Below are 17,082 nucleotides of genomic sequence, written 5' to 3'. Positions count from 1 at the left end.
TCCCCCTAATGTCCAAGCACGCTGTTCACCCCGTCATCCAGGTGCGCATCGTATTCTGCTGCAATGTGAGGCTCGGGCACCGCCGCATCAGTCGGGTCCAACATTGAATCATCGAGGAAGAGCACGGCCTCGTTGACGAGTGCGTCCGCTTCGGGGCTGCCAAAGTCAGGACGGCGCGATATCAGCTCGGCTTGATAGAGTGTCTCCTGGGAATATTGATCGCCACCGACATAGGTCTTTCCGAAGGAATCGAGGTCGACGATGGCGGCATTGTTCATGAGCGCGTTGGAGCCCGTCGAGATCGACCATCCGGCATCGAGATGGGGGGCTATCGCATCCATCGCGAGTGCGATCTGATCACTGTCGCCCAGAATGTTTGTCTGCTGGATGGACTGAAGTTTGAGGAGGTCGCCCCTGACATGCAGGACTTGCAGTCCTTCCAGGCCTGTGAACGCGTCCTCCGAAAGCACCTTATGCGAAATATTCCTGCTGCCACCTGCCAGCGCGTTTGCGGCGTCCAGATACTGTTGCGGTAACGCATCGAACCGGTGCGGATCTCCGATATTGGCGATGTGGGCCTGGTTCCAGAGGAGGTTTGCGGACGAGGAGACAGCCTTTCCGGTGGTGTGGAAACCGGACGCGCCGCCCACGACGTCGTTGTCGAACAAGACATTCATTTGTTGAATGATGTTTGCATCATAGACCGACCCTCCAACGATAATCAGGTCGTAGGCAAAGCCCAGTTCGAAGATGGACGTGTGGTTCACGCCAAGATTGTCGCCGCTCACAACGCTTGTCGTGACGCCGGACGACGAGAGAATTCCGACATCGTTGTCGCTCATGAAGATGAACTGCTCCAGCCAGTTCACGATCATGAGGTCTCCCTCGATCTCCGTGATGGACCAGTATTGCGGATAGTCGCCGGCACTTGCCGGATCTGTATCTGGTTCCCTGGAGGCGTCCAAACGCTCGAACGTTGCGCTGTTGAACAGCTCGTTGGCGTCACCGGTCGTCGGTTCGCCGACCGCAGAGGTGATCGCATCGACGTCCCACAGCGCGTTGATCTGGACAATCGCATTCACCTCGACATGGTCACCGACGACTGCAGTCACTGTCCCGCCGGTCCAGAAGCTCTTCAAGACGGCGTCGTTGACCAGGGTGTTTCCGCCGGCCTCGACTTCGACCGAGGATTCGATGGCGACTGTCCCGTCGCCCGTCGTCCAGGTGTTGGCGCCCGGATCGTCTTCGGATTCCTCCTCCTCGCCATCGAACGAGTGGTAGTCCTCAAGCTTGGGCGCCTCGGCAACCAGTTCACCGTTGACATACACGCCTTCGATGGTCTTCGCCGTAGTGAACACCTGCACGGCGTCGCCTGCACCGGGTTCGGCGGCGTCAAGCTGACTAACGGTTGTCTTGATGACCGCGATGATTTCCGCGCTCGAACCGGGTCGCTCCAGATCGCCGATGGGCGATAGCGAGGCTGCGGCTTCTGCGCCTTCGAGCAACTCGGAATTATCGATGGGGTCTGGGGAAAAGACGAGGCCGTGCCCGCCAACACTAAAATAATCATTGTCGGAAAGCGCGATGGCCTGATTGAGATGATTGACGACCGATCCGGGAGGCTCGATCTCCGGCGGAATAAATTTCGTCGTCCCGTGGGAGGTGGCGGCCTCATGTTTCGGCCAGTGGTACTCCGTATTGCCGGGGACGTTTCCATCAGCGCTTTGGGGAGGTGGTGTGCCCTGGAACCCCGTCGGCCGCGGATCGAGATGCCAAGGCTGAGGCTTAGGCGACCGGTAGTCGAGCCCGGGCTCGTAACCCAGCAACTCATAGGGCGCCGCGAAATCAGTTTCGATAACCGGAAGCGGATCAAGTTCAGCCTTGACCGGATTAAAGGAGAATTCGGGATACGCCTCCCGGAATCGAGCGTCTTCGACGCTGACATGGAAGACGCCAATGAAATGGGCGATCTCTTCGGTGATCTTGTCCAACATCGTCACGGCACGAGCTCCCCGGTCAGTCGCCGCCGCCACGAGTGGTCTGGCGGCATGAGGTAGCTGCGCAGGAAACCTGCGCAGCCGAGATTGCGTGTTTCACAATTGGTTGAGAGCCTGTCTGCTCTTATGCGTCATCGTCCCCATCTTCTCCAACCACCGAGCTGGTGAGGCTGCCACCGACCACGGTCATATCGATCGCGTTCTGTTGCAGGTTTGCACCCATCACGATTTCCTGGTTGAAGGCGTTGGTTTCGATGACGGCATCAGCTGTCGCCGAGCTCGTGCCGGTGACGAAACCGTCGTCACCATTGCCAGAGCCCCACGAACCACCGTCGCCAGCACCGCCATAGCCCGTTGTGGCCACTCCGCCGGCACCGCCGGCACCGCCGTCTCCGCCATAGGCCCAACCGCCGTAGCCGTCACCGCCAAAGCCGTCGGCCCATGCGCCGCTCAAAGCAGCGCCGCCGTCTCCGCCGCCAGCTTCTGCCCAACCGCCATAGACGTCGCCGCTCGTGGCGCTGCCACTGGCCGCATCGCCGCCGGTCCCGGCTCCACCATTGCCGCCGTCGCCGCCGGTGCCTGTGCCGTTACCAGTGCCGGTGCCCGTGCCGGTGCCGGTGCCAAGAGCGTCGCCACCGCGGCCGCCGTCACCGGCATCCGTAGCACCACCGCCAGCACCGCCTGCGCCGCCGTCGCCTGCACCACCGCCGGCACCTCCGGTGTTGCCACCGCCAGCACCGCCTGTGGCGTCGCCGCCATTATTGTCGACGATGACAGGATCAATCAGACCGAGAACAGCGCCAATGCCGGTGTTGGCTGCGCCGCCGGTGGCATCACCACCGTCTCCGGCGTCAGAAGCATCGCCGCCGTTGGCGTTTCCGCCGTCTCCACCGCCGGCGCCGTCGCCAGCCGTGTTGTTGCCGCCATTGCTGCTGTCACCGGCAAAGGCTAAGCCGGCACCGAGCCCGAGGCCAAGCCCCAGACCGACGCCAAGGCCTTCGGCTCCGTTTCCACCGCGGCCACCGTCACCGTTGCCGCCGTCGGCGCTGCCGCTCGATGCGGCGCCGCCAGTCGCTGAACCACCGTCGGCATGGCCGCCTTCACTGATTCCTCCTGCCGCCAGACTGACGGCCAGACCGCCACTGCCATTGCCACCGTCGCCGTTGCCGCCAGTGGCGTCACCGCCGCGTGCGCCATCGCCGCCATCGGCATCTGCGTCATTGCCGCCATCGCCGCCGGAGCCACCGCCGTTGATGCCGTCAGCAGCCGATGCCGATCCGCCATTGGCATTGTTGTTCAGCTCGAACGTGCCGTCATTGCTGACCTCGGCGCTGTTCAAATGATCGTTATCCTGCAAGTTGGCGACTTGGTTGATGACGTTTCCGACATCGTTGCCTTCGCCGTCCAGGGCGTCATTGAGAATATCGTCGAACCTGATGTTGAACACACCGTCGATGGAGCTGCCACCGCCTACATCGATATCGGCGAAGTCATCATCACTGGGCAGGTAGCCTTCTAACCCAACATCCACGGTAACCCCGACGTCGACGGTCGTGGTATTGACGTTTTCGTTGGTGTTCTCGCTGTCGTTGAAATTGGCATTGCCATTCAGGTTGCCGTTCCCGTTAAGATTGAGACTCCCGTTGAGATTGCCGTTTCCGTTAAGGTTGTAGTTTTCCGATTCACTGCTCTGGGATTGCCCCTGGCCCTGGCCCTGGCCCTGGCCCTGGCCTTGGCCTTGGCCCTGGTCCTGTGTCTGTTCCTGGTCGTCGTCGTAGAATTTCAGATCGTGGTTATTCCTGAACTTGTCCGACATTGTCGTGTCCTTGTCTGGATCCGCGACAGCTTGACCGTCATTCATCTTCTGTACGGTCTTGGCCACGCAGATGTTGAAGTTGAACTACTACTCAAAAAGCGGACGTGCATCGCAAGGCCGCTTACCTCTTCCATTGTCGTGATTGTTGATTGAATGGTCCTCCCAGAAATGTTGGTGAGAGGGCTCGTCTGATTAAGGCTCGCTACACTGAGCCGACGCATCCCCAAGCGGCCCTGTAGACGCAAGCCGCAACCCGAAGACTGGGGACATTGCCCGGAGAATGTAAGTTGATCTTTAGAGCTAGTACCCTCGCTACGCGTGGGTTCTAAGGGCGGGCGAGGCGCGTTAGTACTCCCTTACAGACGACCGCTTCTGCCCATCGGGAGCTGAGAGCCGGAGGTGGGGGATTAAGGAAGCGTTGTCGCCCGCCGGGTGCGGGCCAAGAGTGCGCAGGCGAGTGAAACCGCGTTTTCCTGATGGGATAAAGATACTTAAGTGTTTTGATGGATGGGGTTCCGTGCCGCGATACGTGTACGCAAGATCAGGGATCATGGGCATGGATTACCGTGCGACAGGTCTGGCACTGGCTTCAGTCAAGTATTTTCGGGCAAAGTGCCCCAAAAGAGGTAGATCCTGTCACTAGCCTGCCTCTTAGTGCTGATCTCTGCATCGGTCTCTCAGAGGGCGGGCGAACGCCGACTGGGTAGTTCCTTCGGTCTATTCCTAACCGAGGCTCTTTAGTTTACGGTTTTGAGACGGTGGATTGAGCACCCGCACTCTGTGATACCACATCCGGGGAGGCAAGCTAAATGATGCATACTGCGCCTCGCGTACTACACGTCAACGCGGATCGAATGGTGTCTTCGAGGGCAGAGCCTTATCAGCGCGCGCTTTTGTCATCCGGAGCGATGGCGGCTATCGAGCGGGAATTTCCTTGCCTGAGTGTGGAGCATGCCGCTCACTTGCCGGACGGCCGCCTTCATTCGAGCGACGGTCTGGTGCCAAGCGGCAATGCGTAAGTTCCAGGACATCCTGCTCCTGCTGGGGCAATTGAATTATACTTGGACAAATACTGAAAGCCTCCTGATTCATATGATCGCCGGGCTCGCCTTGTCTGACAAGGAGACGGCAATCGTCATCTTTCTCACGCTGAATACTCCTCGCGCGCGGATTGATCTCGTGGAGCGTCTGGCAAAGATGCAAAAAACGCCAGCTGGTTGCCGAAACGAGATCCTGGACGCGACAAGGCGCTTGTCCGAGGAGGCAAAACTCCGAAACAAGTATAATCACTGCATCTATTCATTTGATCCGGACAGCGGCCGGGGACTTACGCAGTCGATGCGGATTTTCGAGAGCAAGGACGAGATAAAATACGGCAAGATCGAAGAGCTTGATGATCAGGAGATCAACCGGATCAAGGCGAGCATAAAGTCGCTGATTGACATCAATCAGTGCTTTTGGAAAATTACTGAAAAATATGGGTTTCCCAAATAGAACATGTGCAAGAATGTGAATGAGCGAGCGCCCATGCCGCACGAGCATTGGCGACATTGAACCCTTCGCACGACCGACGCGGATCTGCGCCCCCGTCGGCCAGGTGAGGATGCGCGGCGATTGGGAGTCGGATCCTTGCGCAACGGGCGGAACAGCCGGCCATCTTTTCGAGGTCCCTTCACTCTTGAAACTTGACCATGCTCCCGCCCCCCGTCGCCTGATCGGTCGGAAAGACTTCGATCCGCGCGACATCGACGAAAATCGGAAGCTCGATGACGTTGGCGATGATGGCGGCGATATGATTAGGCTGAATGGGACGATAGCCATCATAGAGCAGCGCCTGCGCCTGCCGTCCGGCGATTGCGGTTCGGTAAAGGTCGGTCTGAACGCGGCCCGGAACAATCTCGCTTACGCGGACAGATGTTCCCAGAAGATCACAGCGCAGGTTGTCGCAAAAGAGGCTCAATCCCGCCTTGGACGGCCCATAGGCACCCATGGAAGGAAACGGGGCCAGGCCGCCGCTGGATCCCAGATAGACCAGGTGTCCGCGCTTTCTCTGCACCATTCCGGGAAGGAAAGCGCGCGTCAAATGCATCGGCGCCTTAAGGTTGATATCGATCATTGCGTCGATCTCGGACGGCTCGATCTCATGAAACGCAGCGCGCGTGGAGAGAATGCCGGCATTGTTGACGAGGATGTCGACATCAACACCCGAAAGCTGCTGGACGATGGCGGCCGTGTCGCGGACATCCGCCCGGACGGGTATTGCGCCACAAAGCTCGCTCAATTCCTGCAACGAAGCATCGTCCCTGCCGACAGCATGGACCGTCAGTCCCATTTCGCACAGCTTCACGACAGTGGCCCGGCCGATGCCACTGGTTGCGCCGGTTACGACGGCAACCCGGTAGGCAAGGGGCTCAGACATAGATATAGCCCCCGCTGATGACGACGTTCTCACCAGTTGCATAGGTGTTGCGGCTGCTCGCCATCATCACGATCCATTCGGCCATTTCGGCTGGCTCTGCCGCTCTGCCAAGCGCACTTGCCTTGGCAAGCTCGGGCAGAAAGCCGAGCTCCTTGGCCCTGTCGGTGGCAAAGCCAGCCGGCGCGACGGAGTTGACGAGGATCTGATCCGTCGCGCACTCCTGAGCGAAGGATTTGGTGAGGCTGACCACTGCTGCTTTCGTTGCCGCATAATGCGCATTCTGCGGATGTGCCTTGAAAGCATCCACCGAAGTGATGTTGACGATACGTCCGGTCACATCAGGCGCATTCACGAAATTGCGCATGTGAAGCACCGCAGCAACCATCATGTGGTATGTGCCCTTCACGTTCACCGCATTTTCCAAGTCCCACTCCGCGTCTGTAATCTCCAGGATCGCCTTGCGCGGATAGATAGCAGCACTGTTGATCAGCGAATGAACGCGACCAAGCTGATTTGCGACCTGCGCAAATGCGCCATGCGCGCTTTCCTTGACGGAAATATCGGCGCTGGCGACTGCCACCTCGGCGCCGATTGACTGAAGAGCCGTGGAAGCGTCTGCCAGAAGCTTTTCATTCTTGTCGATGAGGCCGATCCTGGAGGCGCCGCGCTCGACCATGATTTTGGCGGTTGCAAGGCCGAGGCCGGATGCTCCGCCGACGATAACGACAGTCTGTCCGTTCATTGTTCACCCTTCGCGCCTTGTGTTTCATTCATTTATTGGTATGTTATCACTTATATGCGAAGTAGCAAGCCGACGTATGTTTATGAAGTCATTTTTTGCGGGAGAGATGGATGATCCCGTATCTGGCCCTTGAGAGCAATACGCCGCAATCGACCACGGCTTCGAAAGATTGCGTCTCAGCGGCTATCTTGGCGACATCGAAGATTCCGTCGCCACAACTACCGTTTTTTCCATGCGGTCGTCGAACTGACGCGCAAATATGGCGGCGTATTGTGGGGCGGCTTCCTGAAAACTCTGGTTTGCGAAGACAGGCCGTCGCTTGCCCGAAAGTGGCATGATATGTGATAAGTGACGGTGAGACGGGCAGGCTAAAGGGATGGATCGAAAGTGGCATTGATAACCCAACGGGGCAATCTTGCGGAAATCGTGGTGGCAGAGCTCTCGGCGCGCATTGAGTCCGGTCTCTATGGGCCGGGTGACAAGCTGCCGTCGAGCGCCCAGCTTTGCGACGAGTTTGGCGTCAGCCGGACGGTCATCCGGGAAGCAGTTGCATCGTTGCGCGTTGCCGGCCGGGTGACCGCGCGGCAGGGTGCCGGCGTATTTGTCTCCGAAAAGGACACCAAGACGCTCAATTTCGAGATCAACCGGATCGACGATATTCGCTCGGCCATGCAGATCCTGGAATTGCGATTGGGTGTCGAACTGCAATCGGTCGCACTCGCAGCGGCGCGTCGAACCCCTGAAGCTTTGGCCGAAATCGCGCGTGCCTATGACTATCTTGAAAATCTGAACACGGATGATGCCGAAGTTGAAGCGCGCGCGGATTTCGACTTCCACCTGGCAATTGCCAAAGCGACCCGAAATCCGCATTTTCCGCAATTCCTTGAGGCGGTCATAGGGGAGATCAGCTTCGATCTCGTGCTCAAGCACCGTCAATCCTCAGGAGCCTACCAAACCTATCTCAAGAAGATCAACAAGGAGCACGCGGCCATTCTGGCGGCAATAACCCAGGGAGATGTCAAGGGCGCCAAGAATGCGCTGGCCCAGCATCTCGAAGAAAGCCTTGTGCGATACCGGGCCATGCTTGAAGAATCGTTGCCCGCTGAGATAGCCGATTGAAGGCCCGGCCAAATATGTCGCCGCATTTCGCCCACCGGCTGCCGATTCAAAGGCAGGGGCCATTGCGCCGGCAGGATTAAGATAGCAGGTATTTTCGCGGCACTTGCCGCTCGAACATGTCGCTGATGACTGGCAGTTGTTTCTGGCGGTCGCATTCACAACGAGGCGACCGCCGCTTTCTGCTCGCAATTTATTTGCCGCTGGCCAACGCGTGCTCGCGGATCTGGCTGAGACTCATTTTCGCGGTCAGTGCTTCCGGATCGATGCGAATCTCGATGAGCGCCGGTTTTCCGGAACTCTCGGCCCTTTCGAACGCACAAGCGAATTCTCCGGTGGTTTCGACAACTTCGCCGTGAAGGCCATAGGCACGTGCAAGAGCCGCAAAATCGGGGTTGGTCAGCTCCGTACCGGACACTCGGCCCGGATAAGTCCGCTCCTGGTGCATGCGGATCGTGCCATACATGCCGTTGTTGATCACCAGAAAGATGACGCGCGCATCATATTGCATGGCGGTTGCCAGTTCCTGACCGTTCATCAGGAAGCAGCCGTCGCCGGCAAAGGCAACCACCGTGCGCTCCCGGTTAGTAAGCTTTGCCGCGATCGCAGCAGGCACCCCATACCCCATGGAGCCGTTGGTGGGGCCGAGCTGGGTGCGGAACTTGCGGTATTGATAGAAGCGATGCGCCCACGCGGAGTAGTTGCCGGCGCCGGTTGTCAGGATTGCGTCCGGGCGCAGATGTCCGCGCAGCCACGTCATGATGTCGCCCATCTGAACCGCACCTGGCGTCTGGGGATGGACCAGATTTTCGCGATAGTCCGCATTTGTCTGCCTGGTCCACGCCGCCCAGCGCGGATGGGCAATGGGAGCAAGCCCCTTCGCCTGCCGGGCAAAGGCCGTGACGCTGGCGTTGATTGGCAGTGTTGCGTGATAGACGCGACCGAGTTCCTCGGCGCCCGCGTGAACATGCACAAGCGTCTGTTTCGGCACGGGGATATCGATGAGGCTGTAACCACCCGTCGTCATCTCGCCGAGTCTTGCCCCAATGACAATCAACAGATCGGAATTCCCGATGTGCTGGATGAGCTTCGGTCCTGCAGCAAGGCCGAGATCGCCCGCATAATTGGCATGGGTATTGTCGAACAGATCCTGACAGCGGAAAGAGGCTGCGACGGGGAGCGACATGGCTTCGCTGAACGCGCGAATGTCGGCCACTGCCTGGGACGACCATGTGCCACCGCCCAGGATCATCATCGGCCGCTCGGCGGCTTCGAGCCGGGACCTTAGTTCCTGCAACTGTTCTTCGCCGGCATGCATTTCGACCTTCTTGTATGCGGGGGCGTCCTGCACTTCCACGCGATCGGTCAGCATGTCTTCCGGCAGGGCAACGACGACGGGTCCCGGCCGGCCATTGACGGCGCGGTGAAAAGCCTGGCCGATCAGTTCGGGGATACGGGATGCGTCATCGATCTGGACGACCCATTTGGCCATCTGGCCAAACATGCGGCGGTAGTCGACTTCCTGAAAGGCCTCCCGTTCCACCTGGTCGCGGGCTACTTGCCCAATGAACAGGATCATCGGTGTCGAATCCTGGAACGCCGTATGCACGCCGACGGATGCGTTCGTCGCGCCGGGCCCGCGTGTCACGAAACAGATGCCCGGCTTGCCCGTCATTTTGCCGTAGGCTTCCGCCATATAGGCAGCGCCACCTTCCTGACGGCAGACGATCAGTTCGATGTCATCCCTGGCATCATGAAGGGCGTCGAGGGCCGCGAGGTAGCTCTCGCCCGGAACGCAGAATGCGCGCTCGACACCATGGATGCGCAATGCGTCGATCAGTACCTGACCGCCATTGCGGCCTTTGGAACCGTTTGTCATGTCTCCGTCCCCAATTTCGTTGTGTTTCAGATGACCGAGTCTTCGAGGAACGGCCTGTTTGCGATAACGCGCTCATACCCGAATGGCGTGAGGTCCAACGTGCGGAATTGGCCGTAGGTCACGAGCTCGCTGAGCGCACGGCCCATTGCCGGCGATTGCTGCAGGCCGTGACCACTGAAGCCGTTTGCGAACAGGAAATTGCCAACGTCGGGATGCGGGCCCAGAATGACATTATGGTCCAGCGTGCAGAAGTCGTAATGGCCGGCCCAGGCGTTGGCCACTTTCAGAGCTTCGAAGGCGGGTACGCGCTCGGCCAGCACGGGCCAGATCTCCTCTTCGAATTCGTCATGCATGATGTCGAAATCATCAGGATCAACTGCCGGATCGTTCTTCGGATAGGTCCCCATCAGGTAGAACTGCCCTTCGGGACGGAAGAAAACGCCGCTGGGGTCGATCGTCAAAGGGACGACGCCTTCGAGCGGGGTCGGGCAGGAGACGACGAAAAGGCTGCGGCGGCGCGGTTCAACCGGAATATCAAGACCCGCCATCCTGGCGACCTGCGCGCCCCGCGTGCCGGCGGCATTGATAAAGGTGCCGCAGGAAATCGTCTGTCCGCCCTTGGTGGTGACCGAAACGATCCGGCCGCCTTCCCGATTGAGACCGATGACGTCGTCCTCGATATATTCGGCACCGAGCGAGCGAGCCTTCTTGCGGAAACCCTGCATCAAGCCGGTGTTGTCGAACCAGCCTTCACCTCTCTCACCATAGCTCGCAAGTGTCAGCCCATCGGTATTCAGCCAGGGAAAACGCCGCTTCATCTCGTCAGGTTCAACGAGCGAAATCTCCGCGCCACACGAGGTCTGCGTGATGTGGTTACGCCTCAAAACCTCGCGGCCCGCGACATCGCCTGCCAGGAAAAGATATCCATTTTCCTTGAAGCCGAGATCGACATTTTCGCCATCGACGCTGACATGCTTGTCGAAATCGCGGATGAAATCCGATCCGAACTGGGAAATCCTGACATTGATCGCATTGGAGAACTGATGCCGGATCGAACTGGAGGAGAGCGCCGTTGCCGAGCGGGCATAGCTCCAATCGCGTTCGATCACGAGGATCGACCCTTTGAAGTCCGGGTTTGTGGCCAGAAAATACGCGGTTGCGCTACCGATGACCGCGCCACCGACGATGACGACGTCATATGCGGTTTTCAAGGCTGGCATGACAGACCTACTTATCCTTTTGATCTTCGAAATGGCCGGCAGCCGTAAAACTTCCGCCCTGGTAGCGCACCGCGGGATCGTTCGGGTCACCCTGGCTTGTCGCGGCGAAGACCTTGTCGCGATAATCGTCGGCACTGTCCTGCGGCTTGTAACCAAGGACGGCCGCCGTTCGATTGTCCCAGAATGCTTCGCTGTTGTTGGACATGCCATAGGCGACCATGAAACCAACGCGCGGTGCCGACAGGCTCTTCTCGACGAGCTGGCGGCAGTCGCGATAAGACAGCCATGTGATCAGGTGGCGGCGATCGGTCGGTTCGGGGAAGCTCGAACCGATGCGCAGGCTGACGGTTTCGATACCGAATTTGTCGAAGTAGTATCGCGCAAGATTTTCCGCAAACGTCTTCGATACGCCGTACAGGCTGTCCGGCCGCGTCGGAACGTTGCCATCGATCGTCTGCGTGCGCTCGTAAAAACCGATCGCATGGACAGAGCTGGCGTAGACAATACGTTTGACGCCATGCTGTCGGGCTGCCTCGTAAATATTATAGCTTCCGACGATATTGGCATTCAGAATGGTTTCCCAGGGCCCTTCAAGGGCCTGTCCGCCCATGTGGACAATTGCGTTGCAGCCTTTCACCGCGGCCGAAACGGCATCGAAGTCTGCAAGATCGGCAGGCGCGTCTTCCTCATGCGCGGCGAGGTTTTCGCAAGGCTGTCGCGCCGAGAGGCGAACGATCTTGCCGAGCTTTGTGCCCGATTTGCGCAACTCCGTGCCAAGTGCGCCGGCTGCGCCGGTGAGCAAAGTGCGTTGGTAATCAGTCATGATATTTCCCTCAAGCTCGAATTAGCAGAGTGCGGCGAGAGCCGTTCCGATGCGCTCGATTGCGATGGACAGGTTCTCGCGCGAGGTTGCGAAGGACAAGCGGATATAGGGTTCGATGCCGAAGGCAGCGCCCGGAACCGTGGCGACCTTTCCTTCCGAAAGGAGGTAGGCGGCCAAATCCGTATCGTTGGTAATGCGCGTGCCGCTTTTGGTAGAGCGGCCGATGTAAGGTTCGCATTTCGGGAAGAGATAGAACGCACCTTCCGGTGCGCGGACTTCAAGACCGGGTATCTCGGAGAACCCGCGTGCCACCAAAGCTCCGCGTGCCTTGTATTCCGAAACGGCAGCCGTCACGAATTCCTGCGGGCCGTTGAGGGCGGCGGCGGCGGCGATCTGCGAGATGGACGAGGGGCATGTCGTGCTTTGCGACTGCATCTTGTTCAGAACCTTCGTCAGCCTCTTCGGCCCCGCCGCATAGCCGAGCCGCCATCCCGTCATTGCATAGGCCTTCGAAACACCATTGATGATCAGCGTGCGATCGCGCAATTGCGGGCAGGCGATGGCGAAGGATGTGAACGGCACATCGCCGCAAACGATATGCTCGTAGATTTCGTCCGACATGACGGAAACCTGCGGATGGCGTTCCAGCACCGCTCCGAGCGCGGCGAGTTCGTCATGGGTGTAGATCGCGCCGGTCGGGTTCGAGGGCGAGTTGAACAGGAACCAGCGCGTCTTATCGGTGATGGCCTGCTCCAGCCGTTCCGGGGTCAGCTTGAAATCGTCCTCCACGCCGCAGGCAACGATCTTCGGGGTGCCGCCGTGGAGGATGACGATATCGGTGTAGGACACCCAGTAAGGTGCCGGAACAATGACCTCGTCGCCCGGTTCGAGCGTCCCGAGAAAGGCGTTGAACAGGATTTGCTTGGCGCCATTGCCGATGGAGATTTCATCCATGGCGTAGTCGAGACCGTTTTCGCGCTTGAATTTTGCGACGATCGCGGCGCGCAGCTCCTCCATGCCATCCGGGCTTGTGTAGCGGGTTTTTCCGTCGCGCATCGCTGCGATCGCGGCCTCGACGATGAAGTCGGGCGTATTGAAATCCGGTTCGCCCAGGGAGAGATCGACGACAAGCTCTCCGTTAGCGCGCATGGATTTCGCAGCCATGGAAACAGCCATGGAAGGCGATGATTTGATACTGCGCGCTCGCTTGCTCTCGAAGTTCATGATGTTCATCGTTTCCCCCTTCTCAATTATGCCGGCCGTAATCGGCCGCAGCCTGATCCTCGGTGATGTACCCATTGAGGATATCGTCATCGACCAGGTCTGACGGACGGTTGGATGGGTTTCCGTAGCCGCCGCCGCCGGGAAGCTGAAGGATGAGTTTCTTGCCGTCCGGGACGACCTGCAGCCCCTTTCCGCGCAACGGAGTGCCGTCGTCGAGCGAGACCGAGCCAGCCGCTCCATCGTGGCCACCGTCGCGGCCGCGTGCCGGATGCCCGAGCCGATCGAACATCGCTGAAAAGCGGAACATGTAGCCCTCCGCTGCAGCGATCTCGATTGTCTGCCCAAGGCCGCCGCGCTGCTCCCCGGCGCCGCCCGAGCCTTCGCGCAATTCCTTGCGCCAGACAATGACCGGGCCGACGTTTTCCGTCGCTTCGATCGGCATCGTGTGGACGCCGCTCGGGAAGGCTGTTGCATTGAGCCCGTCGAGGGTAGGGCGCGCCCCGGTTCCACCGGAATTGAACATGAGAATTTCGGCGCCCTTGCCGCCGATCTGATCGCTGACCGGACGAACGCTCATATGCAGGTTCCAAAGTGCGCTTGCCCCTTCCGCCGGCACCTTGCCGGGCAGTGCCTGATGGAGCGCACCGAGAACGAGATCCGGAACGAAATGCCCGAGAACATGGCGGACTGCGACCGGAGCAGGGCGTTTTGCATTTAGAATGCAACCTTCCGGCGCAACGACGTCGAATGGGGCGAGCGAGGCGGCATTGTTGGGAATTTCGGCGGCGACGACGCACTTGATGCCGTAGCAGGCATAGGCCTTCGCATAAACGAGCGGCACGTTGATGCCGAACTTGCTCATGCCGGACGTTCCCGCAAAATCGACCAGAACCCCTTCGGGGCCGATGGTGAGCCTTGCAGCGAGAGTAACGGGTTCGTCGTAACCGTCGAGATCGAGGCTGTAGGACCAGCTTCCATGAGGAAGGCTGCGAAGACGCTCCAGCGTGGCTTCCCGACTATGCTTCAGTATGAAGGAGCCGATCACCTCGAGGTCATCGAGATTGAACTCCGTCAGCATATCGATCAGTCGCCGATGCCCGGTCTCGTTGCATGCCGCGAGCGCGTAGAAATCGCCAATGACCTTGTCGCTCTCGCGAACATTGTTGCGGACGATGTTCAACAGCGTGCGGTCCACCTGGCCGCGCTCGAAGAACTTCATGATCGGAATGAACAGACCTTCTTCATAGACTTCACGCGCATCGGGACCAAACCCGCGACCGCCGATATCGACGACGTGGGCTGTCGAGGCGAAGTAGCCGACAAGCTTGCCGTGATGGAAGGACGGCGTGACGATGGTAATGTCATGAAGGTGTCCGGTCCCCTTCCAGGGATCATTGGTGATATAGACGTCGCCTTCGAAGATGCTCTCCGGCCCGATATCCTTGATGAAATGGGCGACGGATTCAGCCATCGCGTTGACATGACCCGGCGTGCCGGTCACCGCCTGCGCCAGCATTTGCCCTTGCAGGTCGAAGATGCCTGCCGAAAGGTCGCCGGCCTCGCGTACGCTTGTCGAGAAGGCTGTGCGAATGAGAGTTTGGGCCTGTTCCTCGACGACGGAGATCAGGCGGTTCCACATGACCTGCATGTGGATGTCGATAAGGGATTCGCTCATGGTCGTGGCCCTTTCAACGGCGGGTGATGAGAAGGCAGCCGTCAGTCTGGACGGTGGCGGTGAAGGAGGAGGTCAGAACCGTCGACGTTTCGCGCTCGACGATCACCGCGGGACCATTGACGATATCGCCGGGTGACAAGCCTTCGCGCTCGTGGATTCCTGCATCCACAAATGATCTGCTACCGGCGTCAAACAGGCGACGGCGCGTTGGCGGCTCTATCGTGCGACATCCTTCGACTGCAACGACGCGAGCGACATCTGGAAGCGGCGAGCTGGCTTTCACCGACCAGCTGACAATCTCGATTTCGAGGCCGTCGATCGCCCGGCCGAAAAAGCGCTCGTACTCAGCCAAAAACAGATCACGGATACGGTCGGCGCTGGCGTTATCGAAACCATGGAAGGGAAGGGCGACAGGAATATCCCAACCCTGTCCCGCATATCGCATGAAGACAGTGCGATCGATGATCGGATTTTCCGTATCAATGCCGCCAGCCACGAAACTCAAGGCCTCGTCTTGCATGGCGATCATCAACCGGTTTGCGCCGGCGCTATCGAAGCGCGACAGATTGAAAACCGCACTGCGCACGGATTCATATCCGAACGGTGCCCTGAGAAAGCCAATTGCAGAACCGACGCCGGCCCCGGGCGGAACGAGGAACGTGGAGATTCCCATTTTTTCGCAGAGGCGGGCGGCATGAAGCGGCCCGGCGCCACCGAAGGTGATCATCGTGAAATCGGAGATGTTCTTGCCGTTTTCGACAGTGTGAACCCGGCCTGCATTCGCCATGTTTTCATCGACCATCTCGCACGTGCCATAGGCCGCGCCGTCGGCGTCCAACTTGAGGCTCGCTCCGATCTCGCGCTGCATGGCGTCGCGCGCGGCTGCGATAGAGAGCGGGATTGCACCGCCGGCAAAATTGTCCGGATCGAGCTTGCCCAGAATGAGGTCAGCGTCGGTTACGGTCGGATTGCGGCCGCCGCGCTGGTAACAGGCGGGACCGGGTTCGGATGCGGCGCTGTGCGGACCAACCCGGATTTGCCGCATCGCATCGATGCCGGCAATCGAACCGCCGCCCGCTCCGATCTCCACCATCTCCACGACGGGAATGGAGATCGGCATCCCGCTTCCCTTTCGGAAGCGATAGGTGCGGGCTACCTCGAACGTCTTTGCGGTCTTGGGAACCTGATTCTCAATCAGACAGATCTTTGCAGTCGTCCCGCCCATGTCAAACGAGAGCACAGTGTCGAGACCATAACGTCGCGCGATGTCCGCTGCGAAGATCGCACCGCCGGCAGGACCGGACTCCACCAATCTCACCGGAAACTCGGCCGCACTTTTCACGGAGACGATACCACCGCCAGAATGGATCATATAAACCGGGCAACCAACGCCAATCTCCTTTAACGACACCACAAGCCGGTCGAGATAGGATTTGATGGCCGGTTTTACATAAGCGTTGGCGCAGACCGTATTGAACCGCTCGAATTCGCGCATCTGCGGCGACACCTCAGAGGAAATCGAAACGGAAAGATGAGGCAGGCGGGACAACAACGCCGAGCGCACCTGCACCTCATGTGCGCCATTCACATAGGCATGAATGAAGCCGATCGCCACGCTCTCATAGCCGCCTGCTTCAATACTGTCGATCATGGACCCAAGCGTTACCTCGTCCAACGGAAGCAGCGTCTTGCCCGCCGCGTCAATCCGCTCCCGAACAGTGAAGCGATCGGCACGCCCAATAAGTGCCGGCGGCAGTGAAATGTTGAGGTCGTACTGTTCAAACCGGTTTTCGGTCCGCATTTCCAGAACATCACGAAAACCTTCGGTCGTGACAAAGGCGGTCTTGGCGCCCCGCCGCTCGATCAGCGCGTTTGTCGCAAGTGTCGTACCGTGGATGAGAATGTCGATGTCTGAGAGCTTTATCCTGGCCATTTCGGCGACGGATTTTACGCCCTTGAGGATCGCCCGCTCGGGGGCGGCGTAGTCTGTCAGAACCTTGGTTGAATGGAGCACCCCATCGAGATCAAGTGCGATGTCTGTAAATGTTCCGCCGATATCGACGCCGACGCGGCAGTTTCGAGGCGCGCTCGTCACCATTTCATTCCCCATTTTTGTTCCGCTGCGTTTCTCGTCCGTTTTCCTGCGTTTCTCCAGCGATTGCCACAGGTCC

Annotated in this window: 12 protein-coding genes; 2 read left to right on the top strand and 10 right to left on the bottom strand. The window is 59.1% G+C overall.

Annotated elements, in window-relative coordinates:
- Window positions 1-5 precede the first annotated feature (5 nt).
- On the bottom strand, window positions 6-1,994 hold the full coding sequence (locus ACSQ2W_RS22780) for a hypothetical protein (protein ID WP_436088981.1): 1,989 nt from the start codon (window positions 1,992-1,994) through the stop codon (window positions 6-8).
- Window positions 1,995-2,121: 127 nt separating this feature from the next.
- Window positions 2,122-3,813, bottom strand: a complete 1,692-nt coding sequence (locus ACSQ2W_RS22775) for a hypothetical protein (RefSeq protein WP_436088432.1) — start codon at window positions 3,811-3,813, stop codon at window positions 2,122-2,124.
- Window positions 3,814-4,824: 1,011 nt separating this feature from the next.
- Here ACSQ2W_RS22775 and ACSQ2W_RS22770 point away from each other — a divergent pair.
- On the top strand, window positions 4,825-5,307 hold the full coding sequence (locus ACSQ2W_RS22770) for a hypothetical protein (protein ID WP_436088431.1): 483 nt from the start codon (window positions 4,825-4,827) through the stop codon (window positions 5,305-5,307).
- 178 nt (window positions 5,308-5,485) lie between these two features.
- On the opposite strand, the gene ACSQ2W_RS22765 is transcribed toward ACSQ2W_RS22770, so the two are convergent.
- Together ACSQ2W_RS22765 and ACSQ2W_RS22760 are read right to left on the bottom strand one after the other, a co-directional pair.
- Window positions 5,486-6,232, bottom strand: a complete 747-nt coding sequence (locus ACSQ2W_RS22765; RefSeq protein WP_436088430.1) for an SDR family oxidoreductase — start codon at window positions 6,230-6,232, stop codon at window positions 5,486-5,488.
- A complete protein-coding gene (locus tag ACSQ2W_RS22760; RefSeq protein ID WP_436088429.1) occupies window positions 6,225-6,974 on the bottom strand; it encodes an SDR family NAD(P)-dependent oxidoreductase in 750 nt (249 codons plus the stop codon). The genes ACSQ2W_RS22765 and ACSQ2W_RS22760 overlap by 8 nt, the downstream gene beginning before the upstream one ends.
- Before the next feature lie 387 nt (window positions 6,975-7,361).
- Here ACSQ2W_RS22760 and ACSQ2W_RS22755 point away from each other — a divergent pair, with 387 nt between their 5' ends.
- On the top strand, window positions 7,362-8,093 hold the full coding sequence (locus ACSQ2W_RS22755; protein ID WP_436088428.1) for a FadR/GntR family transcriptional regulator: 732 nt from the start codon (window positions 7,362-7,364) through the stop codon (window positions 8,091-8,093).
- Window positions 8,094-8,283: 190 nt separating this feature from the next.
- Here the strand turns inward: ACSQ2W_RS22755 and ACSQ2W_RS22750 are convergent, their stop codons facing one another.
- The 6 genes from ACSQ2W_RS22750 to ACSQ2W_RS22725 are packed head-to-tail and all read right to left on the bottom strand — an operon-like array spanning window position 8,284 to window position 17,021.
- Window positions 8,284-9,969 (bottom strand): thiamine pyrophosphate-binding protein, encoded by a 1,686-nt coding sequence (locus tag ACSQ2W_RS22750; RefSeq protein WP_436088427.1) that lies wholly within the window; start codon window positions 9,967-9,969, stop codon window positions 8,284-8,286.
- Window positions 9,970-9,995: 26 nt separating this feature from the next.
- Window positions 9,996-11,189, bottom strand: coding sequence for an NAD(P)/FAD-dependent oxidoreductase (locus tag ACSQ2W_RS22745; protein ID WP_436088426.1), 1,194 nt, complete (start codon window positions 11,187-11,189; stop codon window positions 9,996-9,998).
- Window positions 11,190-11,196: 7 nt separating this feature from the next.
- The gene (locus tag ACSQ2W_RS22740) at window positions 11,197-12,012 is read right to left on the bottom strand and encodes an NAD-dependent epimerase/dehydratase family protein (protein WP_436088425.1); all 816 of its coding nucleotides are present in this window, start codon (window positions 12,010-12,012) and stop codon (window positions 11,197-11,199) included.
- A 21-nt stretch (window positions 12,013-12,033) separates the two neighbouring features.
- Window positions 12,034-13,245 carry a pyridoxal phosphate-dependent aminotransferase gene (locus ACSQ2W_RS22735; RefSeq protein ID WP_436088424.1) on the bottom strand — a complete coding sequence of 404 codons (1,212 nt, stop codon included), beginning with the start codon at window positions 13,243-13,245 and terminating at the stop codon, window positions 12,034-12,036.
- Window positions 13,246-13,258: 13 nt separating this feature from the next.
- Window positions 13,259-14,911, bottom strand: coding sequence for a hydantoinase B/oxoprolinase family protein (locus ACSQ2W_RS22730; protein ID WP_436088423.1), 1,653 nt, complete (start codon window positions 14,909-14,911; stop codon window positions 13,259-13,261).
- Window positions 14,912-14,924: 13 nt separating this feature from the next.
- Window positions 14,925-17,021, bottom strand: coding sequence for a hydantoinase/oxoprolinase family protein (locus ACSQ2W_RS22725; protein ID WP_436088422.1), 2,097 nt, complete (start codon window positions 17,019-17,021; stop codon window positions 14,925-14,927).
- Window positions 17,022-17,082: the final 61 nt, after the last annotated feature.

The sequence above is a fragment of the Pararhizobium sp. LjRoot255 genome (assembly GCF_964252905.1).
Lineage (GTDB): Bacteria > Pseudomonadota > Alphaproteobacteria > Rhizobiales > Rhizobiaceae > Pararhizobium.
The sequence above is the reverse complement of the archived record's forward strand: the minus strand, read 5'-3'. Positions and strand labels throughout refer to the sequence as shown.